Origin of the sequence: Rhizobium laguerreae (assembly GCF_002008165.1) — a bacterium.
Taxonomy (GTDB): domain Bacteria; phylum Pseudomonadota; class Alphaproteobacteria; order Rhizobiales; family Rhizobiaceae; genus Rhizobium; species Rhizobium laguerreae.
Genome location: NZ_MRDM01000010.1, coordinates 314,662 through 330,515, shown reverse-complemented (window position 1 = coordinate 330,515; position 15,854 = coordinate 314,662). Strand labels below are relative to the sequence as shown.

The following is a 15,854-nucleotide window of genomic DNA, read 5'->3' as shown; positions in this document are numbered from 1 at the left end:
GATGATGCAAAGTGCCGCGATCAACCGACGCAGCTTCGTCAAGGCGGCGGGGCTCGGCTTCCTTGCCACCTTGACGCCAAGATCGCTGATGGCGCTGGAGGGGACTGATGTGGTCTATGCCTCGGGCATTCGGGCAGCCGACGGCTCCTTTGCCATTGCGACCGTGACCGAGCGCGGCGAGATCGTCGATCAGGTGGCGCTTCCCGCCCGCGCCCACGGCATGGCCTTCAGCGCCAGTACCGGCAAGACTGTCGCCTTCGCGCGCCGGCCGGGCACTTATGCGATGATCTTCGATCCCTGGAACAAAAGCGAGCCGATCGTCATCAGCTCCAGGGAAGACCGGCATTTCTACGGCCACGGCGCCTTCTCTCCCGACGGCCGTCTGCTCTACGCCAGCGAGAACGACTTCGACGGCAATCGCGGCATGATCGGCCTCTACGACGCCACCGACCGCTTCACCCGCATCGGCGAATTCGAAACCTACGGCATCGGCCCGCACGACATGACCGTTTCCGAAGACGGACGCCTGCTGATCGTCGCCAATGGCGGCATCGAGACGCATCCGGATTTCGGGCGCACCAAGCTCAATCTCGGAGAGATGCAGCCGTCGCTGGCGTTGATCGATGCGGCAACCGGTGCTCTGGTCGAAAAACATGTGCTGCCGGCGGAATGGGCAGAACTCTCCACTCGCCACGTCGATCTCGACGGCGCCGGCCGCATCTGGTTCGCCTGCCAGTATGAAGGCCACCGCAAGGATTTGCCGCCGCTTGTCGGCCATTTCGCTAAGGGGGAGGATCTTACTTTCATCGACCTGCCGGAGGAAACGACGCGCAGGCTCGCCAATTACGTCGGGGCGATCGCCGTCAATCGCAGCGAAGGTCTCGTCGGCATAACCTCGCCGAAGGGCGGCGCCTCGGTGACCATCGACGCTAGGACGGGCAAGATGCTGGCCGAGACTTCCGTACCGGATGCGGCGGGCATCGCGCCGGCTAGAAGCGGCTTTGCCGTCTCCTCCTATGACGGCGATTTCCTGTCGACCCGCAGCGACGTCGCCTGGGATCAGCACATCGTGCGGATCTAGATCAGGGAAGGCAGGGCTTAACCGGAACGCGCATAGGCTTTCTGCTCGGCGCTGACGCTTGATGCCGCGGCTCTTGCCACCTCGTGCAGCCATTCGTTTCCCCGCGCCGCCAAATCCTTCAGGATCGCTGCAACCGCCGCTGCATCGTCGGAATGGCAATTGGCGATCTCGAATCCCATCAATTCCAGCATCGTCGGCGAAAGCAGGATCTCGGGGTGCCGGTCGATTTCGATCTTGCAGCTGTTCGGCGAGAGCCGGCGCACGAGGGTGCGGCCGGAGACCCGGTAATGCGGATCGGCAGAGCGCGCCCGCCCATTGGCGATCTCGCTTGCATGGATCGCCACGTCCCGCGGGTTGTGGCGAAGCGACCAGGCGGACGGCACCAGCGCCTTTGCCTCGCGCAGCACCGGCCCACCCTGCCATTCGGCATAGGCGACGAAACGCGGCCGGCCGAGGCTGCCGGTGCCGCCGCTGCGCGGTTTCGCCGCGAAGGGTCCTGCCCCCAACGGCAGCGCGTCTGCGAGCGCCTCGACATAGGCTGCCGGTGGCGGCTTCTTGCCGGGCTGCAGCATTTCGTATTTCTCCCAGAATTCCCGGCGCTCGGAATTCGGCAGCAGCAGCGCCTTGCGCAGCCATTTGTGGTCGCGCTCGAGGATGACGGGCAGCGGATTTTCAAGGCCCCGGCGATAGCCGCTCAAGATCAGTTCGCCGATCATGCGAACCGACGGACCGTCGCCGCCGCGGGCCAGCACGGCGCTTGCCGCAAGGCGAACGAGATCCAGCGCATAGGGCATCACCGCCGCGTCGTCGAAATCATTGACGCCCCAGACGAGCCGGCCCTCGACATCGCGCCAGGTGCCGAAATTCTCCAGATGCGTGTCACCGATCGCCAGTACCTGAGGCGCGCCCGTCAGTTCCGGGCAGATATCGAGGATGATCTCGCACCAGCGCCAATAGGTGGCGCGCAGGAAGACGAAATCGTCGCTCCGCATCTTCTCGTGCTTCTCCCGGAGATCGTCCTTGACGAGATCGTCGCCGAGTTCACCGGCCAGCCAGGTCTCGAAATTCCGCACCGATTGCGATATCGTCGTCATGCCGCCGGCGCTCCATCATTTCGCGACCCGGTGCGGAGAATACGCGCACCGCGCGAAGCTGCAATCGTCTTCGCATCGGAACGCCACAATCCAGCGGTACTGGCGAGCGGTGCCGGCCAGCTGTGCCGGCTTGCACGGCGACGGAAAGGTGAAGGGTTGCCGCGGCGACACGGTCCCGGGTTTCCATCGGCGCCCGGACCGATTTCAGCAATGTCCAGCTTGTCGAATGCGGCGCGCCATGCCACTTTCGCGGCTGCAAGAGGGGCAGACATGAGCGAGACTGACAGGGGCGATTTCCGCGCGCGAATCCGCCGCAATTTTGCGCGGCAGGCGGCGATGGAGACGATCGGCGCGGAGCTGACGCGCGTCGAGCACGGCGTCGTCGAGATCGAGCTTCCCTTCGACGTCAAACTGACACAGCAGCACGGCATCCTGCATGCGGGCATCATTTCCGCAGCGCTCGATTCGGCCTGCGGCTTTGCCGCCTACAGCGTCATCGACCCGGAAGCCTCGATCCTGACGATCGAGTTCAAGGTCAACCTCATGTCGCCCGGGCGCGGCGATCGTTTCCTGTTTCGCGGGGAAATCACCAAACCCGGCTCCACCATCATCGTCGCCGACGGACGAGGCTACGCGATCAGCGACGGGCCGGCGAAACTCATCGCCTCCATGACCGGAACGATGATGGTGATCCGCGGTAGAGAGGGCATTACGGGATGAAGTTCGAACTGAAATCGGTCGCGGGGAAATCCATTCTTTTCGTCATGGCGGCGGAGGCCGAATACGGTCCCTTCCTGCGTTCGCGCATCGAACCGCTGATGACCGGTGTCGGCCCGGTCGAAGCAGCCATCGCGCTGAGCAAGACATTGGCGCGGCTGGATGCCGTCGACGACCTGCCCGATCTCGTCGTCTCCCTCGGCTCGGCCGGCTCCGCGAAACTGGAGCAGACCGAAATCTATCAGGTGACCTCGGTTTCCTACCGCGACATGGACGCCTCGCCGCTCGGCTTCGAAAAGGGCAAGACACCCTTTCTCGACCTGCCGGCAACGCTCGAGCTGCCGCTGCGCATTCCCGGCATTGCCGAAGCAAGCCTTTCCACCGGCGGCAACATCATCTCGGGCGCCGCTTATACCGGCATCGACGCCGACATGGTCGACATGGAGACCTATGCGGTGCTGCGCGCCTGCCAGGGCTACAAGCTGCCGCTGATCGGCCTGCGCGGCATTTCCGACGGCGCCGTCGAGCTGCAGCATATTTCGGGCTGGACCGAATATCTGCACATCGTCGACCGCAAGCTCTCCTATGGCGTCGACAGCCTGTTCACGGCGCTGGAGGACGGGGTTTTCTGGTTCTGAGCCCCTGAATGGATCGTGTCCCGGCAGGTGGCCATCGATGGCTGAACGCGTCATCGTGGCGCTGCAGTCCAGTAGGAAGGCTTGAGATCGGTGCGATGTTACCCTGGGCGTTCGCCAGCCACGCCTCTCCGAAACAAGCCGTTTCTGACCGGCGCTTGCTCAGGAACGTCTTTGCACTGTGAACCTCTTCAGGGCCGCGAGCGTTTCCGGGCTGACATGATGCTCCATCGGCGCCGGTCGTGACCCCACCTGCGCGTCGAATTACGATTGACAATCAATATGATGCGTTTCACCAGACCGGTGTCAACCTTCGCTTCTGATTCACAGTGGCTATTCAAATGGATCTTGCCTCATCGGCTGTCAGCGCATTCTCTCGCGTGCCGGAAACGATAATCTCCAGCACTTCATGTTCGTCGGTATTCCTGATGTAGCGATCGCCGACATATTCGCCGCGCTTGAGGATCATGACGCGATCGCCCACGGCAAAAATATCGATAAGGCGGTGTGAGATGATGATCTGGGCGACGCCCTGCTTCTTCAGTTCCAGCATGGTTTCGAGCAGCCGTTCCGTCGCCATCACGGAAAGGTTGGCGGTCGGCTCGTCGAGGATCACGACGCGCGGCTCGAACGAGATTGCGCGGGCGATCGCGACGGATTGCTGGCGGCCGCCCGACAAGCTTTCGACCTTCTGATAGACGGAGTTCACGTCGACCTTGAGCCGTTTCAGCACGCTGTCGGCTTCCGCATACATCTTCCGCCTGTTAACGAAAGGGCCTTTGAGCGGCCAGCGGCCAAGGAAGATATTCTGGCCGACATCCATGTTGCCGCAGAGCGCGAAATCCTGGTAGATCATCTCGATGCCGACGTCGCGGCTCTCGTGCGGGCTCTTGAACCGCACCGGTTGCCCGGCAACGAGGATATCACCCGCATCGCGCTGATAAGCACCGGTCAGGATCTTCATGAGCGTCGATTTGCCGGCCGAGTTGTCGCCGACCAGGCCGAGAATCTCGCCGGGATAAAGCGTCAGATCGACCTTGCGAAGCGCCTGCACGGCCCCGAAGGCTTTTTCGATGCCCCGCATTTCCACGATCGGCGCGGATGGTGTCGCGTCAGCCATGACTGCTGTCCCCTGTTGGCGCACCTCTTCTCAGCCGGGTGCGCAGGCGCCCGAAAATATTGGCCTGGCGCACCCATATATCGATCAGCACCGCGACGATGAGGATGACGCCGATAAAGACGTTGATCCAGTGCTGCGGCATGCTGAACCCCTGAACGTTGAGTTGAAGCAGCGCCCGCACGAGCGTGATGACGGCGGCGCCCGCAAGCGAGCCGACCATCGTGCCGTAACCGCCGAAGATCGATCCGCCGCCGATGATGACAGAAGCGATCGCATCGAGCTCGCGAAACTGGCCGGCAACCGGGTTGAAGCTGCGAAAATAGGCGACGTTGATGATCCCGGCCATGGTGGCGCAGAGCGCCGACAGCATGAGCGCGATGATGCGCACGCGGTTGGTGTTGATGCCGGCATAAGCGGCGGCGCGCACGTTGCCGCCGGCCGCGCAGACCTTCAGCCCGAACGGCGTATAGGCAAGCACGATACCGGCGATCACGGCAACGAAAAACATCCAGATCGTCTGGACGCTGACGACCTCGGCCACCGAGCGAATGATCCCCGGCGGCAATGCAAGGCCGAAATGCAGGAGAACGTCATTCACCTTGCGTCCGAACAGGTTATAGCCCTCGGGCCAGCCGGTCAGCTGCTGTCCCGCGACGAACCAGGCGGCGAGCCCGCGGGCAATGTAGAACATGCCGAGCGTGGCGATGAAGGCAGGCAGTTTGAAGCCGACGACGACCATGGCGTTGACGGCCCCGGCGGTCATCCCCGCAAACAGGCCCATCGTCACGGCGGTGAGCGGATCGGCGCCGAGCACCTTCAGGAAATAGGCCGCCGTGCTGCCGGCAAGGGCAAGCACCGCGCCGACGGAGAGATCGATATCGCCGGCTGCGATGACATAGGTGAGCCCGACGGTGATGAGGGCCAATTCCGTGTAATTGAGCAGGATGGCAAAGGTGTTGGGCAGGTTCCACCAGTAGTCCGGCCTGAGCACGAGGCCCGTCAGCCACAACACGACGGTCAGGATGATGGCCAGCGCGTCGCGGCGGGCGAGAAACTTGCCGAGCCCGGTGGCAGACAGCGCCATGTCGGCCGCCATCGCCCCCTTGGTCTGCACACCTTCCATCGCCACGCCGCCGATCTCATAGGCCGGCGGGGGTGACCGGCCGCGCAGCCATGCCCATAGCCGGGCCGCAACCTGGCGCCGAATGAGGAAGGGCTCGATCAGCACGGCGATGACGAGAAGCAGACCCAGGAAAACCAGAACGGCGCCTGCCGGCAACGTGAACTTGGCACCGACCGAGACGTTTTCACCGTCGATCACCACGATGCGCGTGATCGGCCATCCCTCGCGCAGCACCTTATCGATCAGCACGACGACCGCAGCCCCCAGGCAAGACCCGATCACGCGCCCGCGCCCGCCAAGGATCGATGCTCCGCCGATGACGACCGATGCGATGACGGTGAGTTCCCAGCTGACACCATAGAGGGGGGTGACGCCCTTGTCCTGCGCGGCCGACAGGAGAGCTGCAAGGGTCGCGCAAAGCGAGGAGAGCAGATAGGCGCGAATGCGCACCCAGCGCGTGCGAATGCCGGCATAGGCCGCCGCCTGCTCGTTTCCGCCGGTGGCGAAAGTCTCATAGCCCCAGCGGGTCTTGGCAAGCACATAGGCCCCAACCATGGCGATGAGGAAGAAGATCGCGATCTGGTTGTTGAAGCCGAGGATATTCGTCTCGCCCAGGTGGAAGAACAGCGGATGGTCTTTCGCCTTGTCGGAGTAATAGATTGCCTGGCCATGCGTCAGCGCCAGCACGAAACCGCGGCCGATGAAGAGGATCGTCAGCGTCGCGATGAAGGCCGGCACTTTCAGGACGGTGACGAGCACGCCGTTGATCAGGCCGATCGCCGTGCCCAGCAGCACGCAGAGGATCGCCGACTGGATCACGCCGAAATCGAGAAAGCTCGGGGCAAAAAGTCTGGCGAAGACCACCGCGATCAGGCCGTAGGTCGAACCGACCGAAAGATCGAGATCCCTGTTGACGATGACGAAAGTCATCCCGACCGCGATGATGCCCACACGGGACGTATCGCGCAGAAGCGCGTGAAGGGCCTCCGTCGATCCGAAAAAGGCCGGATTGACGATTGCCCCGCCGAAATAGAGCAGCGCAAGGAACACGAGGAGCCCCGCCTCCCAGCCGCCGACGAGCTGGGGCGGCGCACGGCCGAGCGATGTCGTCGTGGCGGGCTCCATCAGTTTCTACCGAAAATAAATTTCTACCGAATGAGTTTCTACCGACCGATGCTTGCCTTCGCGTGGCGGGATGGCTCGCACCCTCCCGCCTTGATTTCAGACGTTTCGAACGGCAGTCAGTTCTCGAAGCGCTTGCCGACGTTGGCGACCGTTTCCTTCGTCACAAGCTGGGCACGCGTGTCGAGATTGGCAGCCGCGATACCGCGATCGATCTGCAGATAAAGCTGCATGACGGGCCAGAAGCCCTGCAGGAAGGGCTGCTGGCCGAGCGAGCCGGTCAGGTTCCCCGCTGCGATGCCTTCCTGCTGCGCCGGGCCGAGATCGAAACCATAAGCGCACAACTTGCCTGTCCGCCCCATCTGGGCAACCGCCTTGACGAGCGGCGGCGTAAAGACGTTGTTGGCTGTGAAGGCGCCGACCACGTCTCCACGGGACTCGAAGAGCGAAACAAGTGCGTTGACAGGGTCGTTCGGGTTCGTGTCGATGCCGACGTTCTCCGGACCGGCGTCAACCTTGAAGGCATCGAGCTTGCCGGCGTCCTTCAACGTCTTGACGATGGCATTGAAGGCGGCGGTGACTCGGTTGTTCACCTCGATGTTGCCCATCGCGGTGGAGGACGGCAGCACGATCGAGCCGCTGGTCGCGCCGCTGGCCAGCACGCAAGTCGCGAGCGCCTCGCCGCCGATTGCCGCGGCCGACGCGTCCTGGCCGGTATGGCTGATCGCGCTCCGGTGCAGTATGGTGCCGTCGAACGAGTTGGTCGTCGCGATCGGGATGCCGGCCGCCTCGGCAGCCTTGACGATGTCGTTATAGGCACCGACCTGCGGCGTCGTCATGATGATGCCGTCGATCGTCGGGTCCTGAACGATCTGGTTCAGGATCTCGATCTCGCGGGCGGGGTCGTCCACCGGCGATTCCGAACCGAGCAGCAATATCTTGGCACCGATCATATTGCCGGCGACGGTCGCGCCGACATAGACAGGGTCAAAGAAGCCATTGCCTGCCGTGTGCGTCACGATCGCGAAGGTCAAATGACCGTCAGCCGAATGGAAATCCTTCGTGCCGGGGGCCTCTTTTGCCGCTTCCTCGAAGTTATAGCCGCCAACCGCTTTCTCGACGCCGCCCGACTGCGCAAATGCATGCGAGACACCGAGCGACAGTATCGCGGCCGATGCCGCGTAGAACAATACCCGCCTCATGATTGGTCCTCCCTTGAAACCAAGGGAGGAAAGCCGTTCCGGCGCAATGTATCGAGAGTGGGCCGAAGGCTTATCCTCCCATTTGCTAATATTCCGCGCAATTCTGGTTCAAGTAAACCGCAAACCCATCCTACTTGTGAATTTTTTGCTTTTGGAAGCGTCCGATAACCGTTTTTGAATGGCAGGTGACAGGTTGGTGGGGTCGGGACAATTGGAACAATAAAAACCCGATGCCTTCGATTTCCCGGATTGCCAGGCGAAGCGCTTTTCATTAAAGCCTCGCCATGACCCAGACAGCACATCCCGACTCCGTTCTCATCGTCGATTTCGGCAGCCAGGTGACCCAGCTCATCGCACGACGCGTGCGCGAGGCCGGCGTCTATTGCGAGATCGTCCCCTTCCAATCGGCCGAAGAAGGCTTCCACCGCCTGCAGCCGAAGGCCGTGATCCTGTCCGGCAGCCCGGCTTCCACGGTGGACGAGGGATCGCCGCGAGCGCCTCAGATCATCTTCGACAGCGGCCTGCCGGTGTTCGGCATCTGCTACGGCCAGCAGACGATGTGCATGCAGCTCGGCGGCAAGGTCGAGAGCGGCCATCATCGCGAATTCGGCCGCGCCTTCCTCGATGTCGACAGGGACTGCCAGCTGTTCGAGGGCCTCTGGTCCTCCGGCTCGCGCCATCAGGTCTGGATGAGCCATGGCGACCGCGTCACCGCGCTGCCGGATGGTTTCGAGGTGGTCGCCACCTCCTCCAACGCGCCCTATGCCTTCATCGCTGACGAGAAGCGCAAATATTACGGCGTGCAGTTCCACCCGGAAGTCGTGCATACGCCTGACGGCGCCAAGCTGATCGGCAATTTCATTCACAACATTGCCGGCATCAAGGGCGACTGGTCGATGTCGGCCTATCGCCAGAAGGCGGTCGAGCAGATCCGTGCGCAGGTGGGCGACAAACGCGTCATCTGCGCGCTTTCGGGCGGCGTCGACAGCTCCGTCGCAGCCCTCCTGATCCACGAAGCCGTCGGCGACCAGCTGACCTGCATCCTCGTCGACCACGGGTTGATGCGCAAGGACGAGGCGGCCGGCGTCGTCGCCATGTTCCGCGAGCACTACAATCTGCATCTGCTGCACGTCGATGCCGCCGATCGTTTCATCGGCGAACTCGAGGGCGTCAGCGACCCGGAAACCAAGCGCAAGATCATCGGCCGGCTGTTCATCGAGACCTTCGAGGAAGAGGCAAAAAAGCTCGGCGGCGCCGACTTCCTCGGCCAGGGCACGCTCTATCCCGACGTGATCGAGAGCGTTTCCTTCACCGGCGGCCCGTCGGTGACGATCAAATCGCACCACAATGTCGGCGGTCTGCCGGAGCGCATGAAGATGCAGCTCGTGGAACCCTTGCGCGAGCTCTTCAAGGACGAAGTGCGCGCGCTCGGCCGCGAACTCGGCCTACCCGACAGCTTCATCGGCCGCCACCCCTTCCCCGGCCCCGGCCTTGCGATCCGCTGCCCCGGCGGCATCACCCGCGAAAAGCTGGAGATCCTGCGCGAGGCCGATGCGATCTATCTCGACGAAATCCGCAAGGCCGGCCTTTACGACGCCATCTGGCAGGCCTTCGCCGTGCTGCTGCCCGTCCAGACCGTCGGCGTCATGGGTGATGGCCGCACCTACGAATTCGTCTGCGCGCTGCGCGCTGTCACCTCCGTCGACGGCATGACGGCGGACTTCTACCACTACGACATGGAATTCCTCGGCCGCGCCGCGACCCGCATCATCAACGAGGTGCGCGGCATCAACCGCGTGGTCTACGATGTTACGTCGAAGCCGCCCGGTACGATCGAGTGGGAATAATCGGACATCATTGACGCGTGGGTGGCGGGACGTACACACACACCCGGGCTCTTGCCGCCGGCTATGCCTTTGATGGAGCTTGATCCCGCCCTTTGACTGGCCGCGTTTTACGCTTTGAAACGTCCGGCTGCTGAGCGCGTCGGCGCGGCGCGCCAGCAGCCAGGCCTCAACTTCAGCTAAGTCCCAGACGATGCATCTAGGCGATAGTGCAAAACGGCGCGGAAATTCACCACGCTGCTCCATTTCGTAGATGGTGCTGTCAGCGAGTGGGATCATCTCGCGCAACTGATGGCGCCGTATAGTCCGGCGTAGTGCATCGTCGGCATTTGCCTTGGCCATGCTTTGCCTCCTGCTGCTCGGGGGGCCCGAGATAGAAAGCAATAGGTCGAGGAAGATGGAAGGCCCCACAGCGCTGCGTGCGGGAATATCGCATCATAGCGTGCAAATCGGACGGGCGGTCTCAAGGGGCAGGCGTCGTCTAGGACATCCAACCACGGCACGCCCGAGAGAAGATCGCCATACCGATCGGTAAAGATCTTTGAAAATTAGCTTTGCCTAATCTTTACTGACCGGTAATTGAGCGGATGCGGTCCACATAGCCAAGCTGCTTTCAACCAACGCCTCAAGCTCACGTTGGTTTGCGCCGGCCCCTCCCTGCATGAGGATGCCGTGCATCAGGGATTGGAGGACGTCGCCAAGGCAGAAGCGCAGGTTGCACCAGATTTTCGATATGGTTGTCAGAGCAGCGCATGCGTCGATAGGAACGAGCGAACGCGACGATACCGCATGGCCGCGGCGTCGCCGTTCAGCCCATCGACCAAAATTCCGCCCGAACGTCCTCATTATTTTTACGGTCCGATGTAACAATCAGAGACCCGAGTGCGAAATATCTGCTGTGACTCGGTCTTCCTACCTCCTTCCCGATCACCGGGGGGCCGGAACCTTTTTGGGCCGTGCGCAGATTCACCGCAACTTGAAGGAATAACTTATGGGCACCAATCTCGCTGCGCTCGCCCACAGGACAGGTCGAAGCGTCCTTACTCCCCTATGCAAAAAGGAGCGTATTTCCCTTCCGGCAACGTCCAAAAAAAATTCCCAGACGTGACCCCGTCTGCTGCGCTCGCACGCTATTGCAATATGCCTTGCGCAAACTGCTCACCACCCACCAGGACTCTGGCAGACTTCTCATTATAAACACCGGTGATACCCTTCATGCGCACATGCCCACTCGCTCCTCTCCTCCTCATCGCCGTCATGCCTCTTACTGTTTCTTCCGCAATGCTCTGCGGAGTGCAGACTGCTTGCACGCTCAAGGACGGAAACTATCGGATCGAGTTGCCGCAAGATGGCGACATTCGCGGCGTCTTTGTCTATTTCCATGGTTTCAAAAGTTCCGCCAGGTTGCAGATGCAGCAACGCTCCCTGGTCAAGATGACGCTCGCGCATCATCTGGCCTATGTAGCCGTCGATGGCATCGACGGGAGTTGGTCTTTTGCCCACGGTCCCAACCAGGGTCGCGATGAAAAGGCGTTCATCACGAATGTCTTTGATGACCTGCGGCAACGTTACGGTTTTACCCCGGACCGGACGGTGATCAGTGGTTTTTCCATCGGCGCATCGATGGCTTGGTACACCGCCTGCCAGCAGGGGGAGAAAACCGCGGCGATGGTGACTTTCTCCGGCGTGTTCTGGAATCCTCTTCCAAAACCGGAGGACTGCGTTGCCGATCTTCCTCCAATGGCACATTTTCATGGGACCGCGGATCAGACATTTCCGCTCGCCGGTCGGGCGATTGGCACCGAATTCCATCAGGGCGATGCTCTCAAGAGCTTGGCCATTCTGCGTGAGCGCGCCAAATGCGACATGAAGGCTGCGAAGAAAGTCACGCTGGATAGCATCGAGTGCGACGATGTACCGGACTGCATTCGGGGCGACAGTATCATGTGCATCCACAACGGTGGCCACGAGGCCCGGTCCGATATGCTCGACGCTGGCCTGACAGCGATGGGTTTTCCCAAGTGAGCCGGGCTGCAAAAAAAGAAGATCCTTTGTAACAACCGCCTGCATTCCCACGAATTAGCAGGCAGCAAGGTCGCAAACCTGGTCCGACGCGATGCTGACGGATCGTTCGAGGATTACAAAGGAACACCCTCATGCTGCAGTCAATTACATGTCCAAATATCGGCCATGATATCGTTCATCACTTCGGAGAGGGCGCGGCCGTCTGGGGGCAGACGATTACTCCGAGCATTGCTCATCTGGTTCAGGCGCAGCGGGAGTTGGCGATCGATTATTCCCGGATACGCCCCGGGATTGTGTTCGAGACCGTATCGAGTGTTGCGATGCTTCCCCATGTCATCGATGGATCCACGTTTCGCGCGCACGTCGAAAGCACGGCGTTTCGCCGAACCGTTGTTCGACGCGAAGCGGCGGTGGAAGCCTTCATCCGCTGCGATGCAGGCGCCGAATGCACTCTCAAGCTTTGGGGACGCGTCGCATCGCAGCGGTCAGATCACTTGCTAGCTGCCGACGATAAAGATGCCGCCACCGTACCTGTGATTTTCACCGTGGCCTTCTGGGAGATCTCGCGCGCACCTGACGCCCGCATGGAGCAGATGATCAGGGAAGCTTCCGAGAAAGATCGCAAAATCCGGGAACTGGAAGAGAAGGCGGCGCTCTCAATGTGTTCGCAATGAGCCTGATGTTCAGCCAGATGCGTACGCAGTCGTAGAATTGATTGTTCCATACGAGGGAGTTTACCATGCAGAATTCAGACAGGCCGACGATAAAGAATGAGGCGGAATCAACCTGGATCCCCCGGGCAGAGCAGCCCGCACCGCGCTGGCGTCAAATCGGACTGTGGAGCGTCAAGCTTCTCCTTGCTGCGACCTTCATCGCCGCCGGCAGCGCCAACCTCTACGGCCTGCCGATGTTGGTTCAGAACTTCGAGCAGATCGGGCTCGGGCAGTGGTTTCGGTATTTCACCGGAACACTCGAGTTGATCGGCGCGGCCGCGCTACTCGTCCCGGCTGTGGCCTCGCTCGGTGCGCTTCTGCTCGCCGCGATCATGGTCGGCGCCACCTTGACCCATCTCTTCGTGCTGCCGGGCTCGCCCGTCCCCGCGATCGTGCTCTTCGCGCTGAGCGTGATGGTAGCCTGGGCGCATCGCGACCAGAACGCGGCGCTGGCCAGCAAGATCCCTGTCGACCGCGACTGAGGACACGAAGGTCGTCAACACTCTCCCCTTCACGTTCCCAGGCTCATGTCATGTCACGGCTTGGACGGGCAGATGCTCGCCTTGGAGGATGAAGGTTTTGACGCGACTTTCTCGCTGATTGGCGCCAGCATCTTTCCTGACTGGCGGCGAGGGCTTGCGGAACAAGTTCGCGTGACCCGGACGGGCGGCAAAGCATGCGTCGCGACGTGGCGCAAGCTGCCTGGCGGTGGCCCCTTCCTTGTTATGGCGGAAGCGCTTCGTGCCGTTTATCCGAATATGGCGCCGCCAGCGCCGCCCGAAGGGTTCACAACGCTTGCGGACCCGGACCTCTCTGCGCTCGAGATCGAAGAGATCGAGGTCGTCTGGGAAGGGCCTGCTGGCCAGTCCTATCTTGACGACGTTCGGGAATTGCACGGCTACATGGGTGCTTATGCCACGCTCGATGACAATGAACGTCGCCGGGTGGATGGCGCGATCTTAACGGTGGTCGACCGGATTGCAGCGGACAACCGGGTTGTGCTGTGCTCGACTGCGGTTCTGGCCGTGGGAACGAGACAGTGATCACTCATTCGAATTGTCGCAAAGGTTGCGCAGACTGTTTCAAACCCTGGCGCGTAAGGCCTGCGCTTCGTTCTGCAATCGGTTTATCCCTCTCCACACAAAAGTGTGAACAGCCTGGATGTAACGTCTACGCAGCCCGTGACGAAGAAGGCAGGTCGCGTTCGTTCAACGGAAGGATAACACCATGACGATCTCATTACGCCCCATTCTGCCACTTGCAGCGGCTCTTACCCTTTCCTTCGCCTCTGTCGGCTTTGCCGCCGAGATTTTTACGACGAATGGTGTGGCCATAAACGGCTATGATCCGGTCGCCTATTTCACCGACCACAAGCCTGTGAAAGGGTCGGACAAATACACGGCAACCTACCGAGGGGCGAAGTTTCACTTTGCATCCGCCGCACATCGCGATGTTTTCGCCGCCAACCCCGGGCACTTTGCTCCGCAGTATGGCGGCTATTGCGCCTTTGGAACGGCGCAGGGCCACAAGGCGTCGACCGAACCGCAAGCCTTTACCGTGGTCGATAACAAGCTCTACCTCAACTACAATGACAGCGTCCTCAAGACGTGGAGGCAGGACGTCAGCGGGTATATCAAAAAGGCCGAAGCAAACTGGGATAAGGTCAGGGTACAACCTGATCCGTAAATCCCGATGCCGACATGAATTACCTATCCGCTCGTTTGCGGATAGGTCCCTTTTCAAGTTGACGACGGCGACGCCTGCCGAGCCGAGCAAAGAGGCCGCCGGAAAATGTCTGATTGCCGCCCGGCTCGGCGCGGTTGCGAATGCAGTGCGTCAGAAACAAGATGACAATCAAACTCTGGCCCTCAACTTTGCCGGTTACGTCGCCCTTGTCATCGGCAAGACAACTCATACCGGCGTCCTTGGCAAAAACCACTTGCACGACGTGATCAAGCGACAGTTTTAAGTCCGGCGAGTAAGTTCGAGCATCGCGAGCTCGCGAAGGATGGCGTCCTTATCCTGATCGACATGCGGCGGCGCCCGATCGAAACGAACGGGGGTTGCGGACATTTTGAGCGGGTTGCCGAGCAGGCGGACGGTTTGTCCGTCCACTGTTTCCATGGGCATGATCATTTCACGCGCCAAGGTATGCGGATTGGTCACGACCTGGTCGATCGTGGCGACCCGGCCTGCAGGGATTTCGGCATGGACAAGGCGCTGCTCCCAGCTTTCGGCGGTGTCGGCTTGCAGAGCCTCGCTCACAAGCCGGTCCAATGCATCGACATTGACAACGCGATCACGGTTGCGGCGAAACCGCTCGTCGCCCGCCAGATCGGGACAGCCGATCGCCGTACAGAAGCGGGCGAACTGCTGATCGTTTCCGACTGCGATGGCGATTTCACCGGCAGCCGTTGCGAAGGTCTGGTAGGGGGCGATGTTGGGATGCCGGTTGCCGATCCGATTTGGCACCTTTCCCGAAACCAGATGGTTCGTCGCGGCATTGATAAGCCAGGCAACTTGCGCGTCATAAAGCGCCAGATCGATATACTGGCCTTCGCCCGTGCGGTCGCGATGGCGGAGAGCGGCGAGGATGCCGACGGTCGCATACATGCCGCACATGACATCGGCGATACCGAGGCCGACCTTGAGGGGCCGGCCACCGGCCGTGTCGCTTTCGCCCGTGATGCTCATGATGCCGCCCATCGCCTGGACGAGAAAATCATAGCCGGTTCGCTCGGCATAGGGTCCGGTTTGACCAAAGCCGGAAATCGCACACCAGACGATATTCGGTTTGATCTTGCGAATATCCTCATAGCCCAGTCCGCGCCGGTCGAGATCGCCCGGCTTGTAGTTTTCGATCACCACGTCCGAGATAGCCACCAGCCGCTCGACAAGCGCAACACCTTCATCGCTGGCGAGATCGATGGCTATCGATCGCTTGTTGCGGTTGGCGGACAGGAAATAGGCGCTGAGATCACTGTCGCCGCCATCGGCACCTGGCACGAAGGGCGGTCCCCAGCTGCGCGTGTCGTCGCCAGTATCAGGCCGCTCGACCTTGATGACATCGGCCCCGAGATCGGCGAGCAGCTGCGTGCAGGTCGGTCCGGCGAGAATCCGCGACAGATCGAGGATGCGCAGACCGTCCAGGCTGGCGGGTTTTTGATGGTCAGACATT

At 61.3% G+C, this 15,854-nt stretch carries 15 protein-coding genes and 1 pseudogene; 10 read left to right on the top strand and 6 right to left on the bottom strand.

Annotation, left to right across the window (positions count from 1 at the left end):
* Window position 1 precedes the first annotated feature (1 nt).
* The gene (locus BS630_RS10085) at window positions 2-1,081 is read left to right on the top strand and encodes a DUF1513 domain-containing protein (RefSeq protein ID WP_077977308.1); all 1,080 of its coding nucleotides are present in this window, start codon (window positions 2-4) and stop codon (window positions 1,079-1,081) included.
* Window positions 1,082-1,098: 17 nt separating this feature from the next.
* Here BS630_RS10085 and BS630_RS10080 read toward each other — a convergent pair whose 3' ends face one another.
* Entirely contained in the window at window positions 1,099-2,175 is a 1,077-nt protein-coding gene (locus tag BS630_RS10080; protein ID WP_077977307.1) for a DUF2252 family protein, read from the bottom strand.
* A gap of 270 nt (window positions 2,176-2,445) precedes the next feature.
* Here BS630_RS10080 and BS630_RS10075 point away from each other — a divergent pair, with 270 nt between their 5' ends.
* Window positions 2,446-2,895, top strand: a complete 450-nt coding sequence (locus BS630_RS10075; protein WP_003544704.1) for a PaaI family thioesterase — start codon at window positions 2,446-2,448, stop codon at window positions 2,893-2,895.
* Window positions 2,892-3,530 (top strand): 5'-methylthioadenosine/S-adenosylhomocysteine nucleosidase, encoded by a 639-nt coding sequence (locus tag BS630_RS10070; RefSeq protein WP_003544703.1) that lies wholly within the window; start codon window positions 2,892-2,894, stop codon window positions 3,528-3,530. Before BS630_RS10075 ends, BS630_RS10070 begins: the two co-directional genes overlap by 4 nt.
* 334 nt (window positions 3,531-3,864) lie before the next feature.
* Here BS630_RS10070 and BS630_RS10065 read toward each other — a convergent pair whose 3' ends face one another.
* The 3 genes from BS630_RS10065 to BS630_RS10055 form a co-directional block, all read right to left on the bottom strand.
* Window positions 3,865-4,647 carry an ATP-binding cassette domain-containing protein gene (locus tag BS630_RS10065; protein ID WP_077977306.1) on the bottom strand — a complete coding sequence of 261 codons (783 nt, stop codon included), beginning with the start codon at window positions 4,645-4,647 and terminating at the stop codon, window positions 3,865-3,867.
* Entirely contained in the window at window positions 4,640-6,895 is a 2,256-nt protein-coding gene (locus BS630_RS10060; protein ID WP_077977305.1) for an ABC transporter permease, read from the bottom strand. The genes BS630_RS10065 and BS630_RS10060 overlap by 8 nt, the downstream gene beginning before the upstream one ends.
* A 116-nt stretch (window positions 6,896-7,011) precedes the next feature.
* A complete protein-coding gene (locus tag BS630_RS10055) occupies window positions 7,012-8,094 on the bottom strand; it encodes a substrate-binding domain-containing protein (protein WP_026265552.1) in 1,083 nt (360 codons plus the stop codon).
* 284 nt (window positions 8,095-8,378) lie between these two features.
* Between BS630_RS10055 and guaA the strand changes: the two genes are divergently transcribed.
* Window positions 8,379-9,941, top strand: a complete 1,563-nt coding sequence (gene guaA, locus BS630_RS10050; RefSeq protein ID WP_020052549.1) for a glutamine-hydrolyzing GMP synthase — start codon at window positions 8,379-8,381, stop codon at window positions 9,939-9,941.
* 61 nt (window positions 9,942-10,002) lie between these two features.
* Here guaA and BS630_RS10045 read toward each other — a convergent pair.
* Window positions 10,003-10,280 (bottom strand): annotated as a pseudogene (locus BS630_RS10045) (helix-turn-helix transcriptional regulator).
* Between the two features lie 873 nt (window positions 10,281-11,153).
* Here BS630_RS10045 and BS630_RS10035 point away from each other — a divergent pair.
* From BS630_RS10035 to BS630_RS10010, 6 genes are all read left to right on the top strand, one after another.
* Entirely contained in the window at window positions 11,154-11,963 is an 810-nt protein-coding gene (locus BS630_RS10035; protein ID WP_077977304.1) for a CE1 family esterase, read from the top strand.
* 131 nt (window positions 11,964-12,094) lie between these two features.
* Window positions 12,095-12,637 (top strand): hypothetical protein, encoded by a 543-nt coding sequence (locus BS630_RS10030; RefSeq protein ID WP_077977303.1) that lies wholly within the window; start codon window positions 12,095-12,097, stop codon window positions 12,635-12,637.
* A gap of 65 nt (window positions 12,638-12,702) precedes the next feature.
* Window positions 12,703-13,158 carry a DoxX family protein gene (locus BS630_RS10025; RefSeq protein ID WP_077977302.1) on the top strand — a complete coding sequence of 152 codons (456 nt, stop codon included), beginning with the start codon at window positions 12,703-12,705 and terminating at the stop codon, window positions 13,156-13,158.
* A gap of 72 nt (window positions 13,159-13,230) precedes the next feature.
* Complete coding sequence (locus BS630_RS10020) at window positions 13,231-13,719, top strand: class I SAM-dependent methyltransferase (protein WP_183594487.1); 489 nt, start codon at window positions 13,231-13,233, stop codon at window positions 13,717-13,719.
* Window positions 13,720-13,903: 184 nt separating this feature from the next.
* Window positions 13,904-14,362 (top strand): YHS domain-containing (seleno)protein, encoded by a 459-nt coding sequence (locus BS630_RS10015; RefSeq protein ID WP_077977301.1) that lies wholly within the window; start codon window positions 13,904-13,906, stop codon window positions 14,360-14,362.
* Between the two features lie 58 nt (window positions 14,363-14,420).
* Complete coding sequence (locus tag BS630_RS10010; RefSeq protein WP_077977300.1) at window positions 14,421-14,645, top strand: hypothetical protein; 225 nt, start codon at window positions 14,421-14,423, stop codon at window positions 14,643-14,645.
* On the opposite strand, the gene BS630_RS10005 is transcribed toward BS630_RS10010, so the two are convergent.
* Window positions 14,642-15,853, bottom strand: coding sequence for a CaiB/BaiF CoA transferase family protein (locus BS630_RS10005; RefSeq protein WP_077977299.1), 1,212 nt, complete (start codon window positions 15,851-15,853; stop codon window positions 14,642-14,644). The two genes, BS630_RS10010 and BS630_RS10005, sit on opposite strands and share 4 nt — an antisense overlap.
* Window position 15,854: the final 1 nt, after the last annotated feature.

Coding starts and splice junctions, on each gene's coding strand:
- BS630_RS10005 (WP_077977299.1), bottom strand. CDS start 15,853: ATGTCTGACCATCAAAAACCCGCCAGCCTGGACGGTCTGCGCATCCTC.
- BS630_RS10060 (WP_077977305.1), bottom strand. CDS start 6,895: ATGGAGCCCGCCACGACGACATCGCTCGGCCGTGCGCCGCCCCAGCTC.
- BS630_RS10030 (WP_077977303.1), top strand. CDS start 12,095: ATGCTGCAGTCAATTACATGTCCAAATATCGGCCATGATATCGTTCAT.
- BS630_RS10035 (WP_077977304.1), top strand. CDS start 11,154: ATGCGCACATGCCCACTCGCTCCTCTCCTCCTCATCGCCGTCATGCCT.
- BS630_RS10080 (WP_077977307.1), bottom strand. CDS start 2,175: ATGACGACGATATCGCAATCGGTGCGGAATTTCGAGACCTGGCTGGCC.
- BS630_RS10085 (WP_077977308.1), top strand. CDS start 2: ATGATGCAAAGTGCCGCGATCAACCGACGCAGCTTCGTCAAGGCGGCG.
- BS630_RS10015 (WP_077977301.1), top strand. CDS start 13,904: ATGACGATCTCATTACGCCCCATTCTGCCACTTGCAGCGGCTCTTACC.
- BS630_RS10025 (WP_077977302.1), top strand. CDS start 12,703: ATGCAGAATTCAGACAGGCCGACGATAAAGAATGAGGCGGAATCAACC.
- BS630_RS10020 (WP_183594487.1), top strand. CDS start 13,231: ATGCTCGCCTTGGAGGATGAAGGTTTTGACGCGACTTTCTCGCTGATT.
- BS630_RS10075 (WP_003544704.1), top strand. CDS start 2,446: ATGAGCGAGACTGACAGGGGCGATTTCCGCGCGCGAATCCGCCGCAAT.
- guaA (WP_020052549.1), top strand. CDS start 8,379: ATGACCCAGACAGCACATCCCGACTCCGTTCTCATCGTCGATTTCGGC.
- BS630_RS10070 (WP_003544703.1), top strand. CDS start 2,892: ATGAAGTTCGAACTGAAATCGGTCGCGGGGAAATCCATTCTTTTCGTC.
- BS630_RS10065 (WP_077977306.1), bottom strand. CDS start 4,647: ATGGCTGACGCGACACCATCCGCGCCGATCGTGGAAATGCGGGGCATC.
- BS630_RS10055 (WP_026265552.1), bottom strand. CDS start 8,094: ATGAGGCGGGTATTGTTCTACGCGGCATCGGCCGCGATACTGTCGCTC.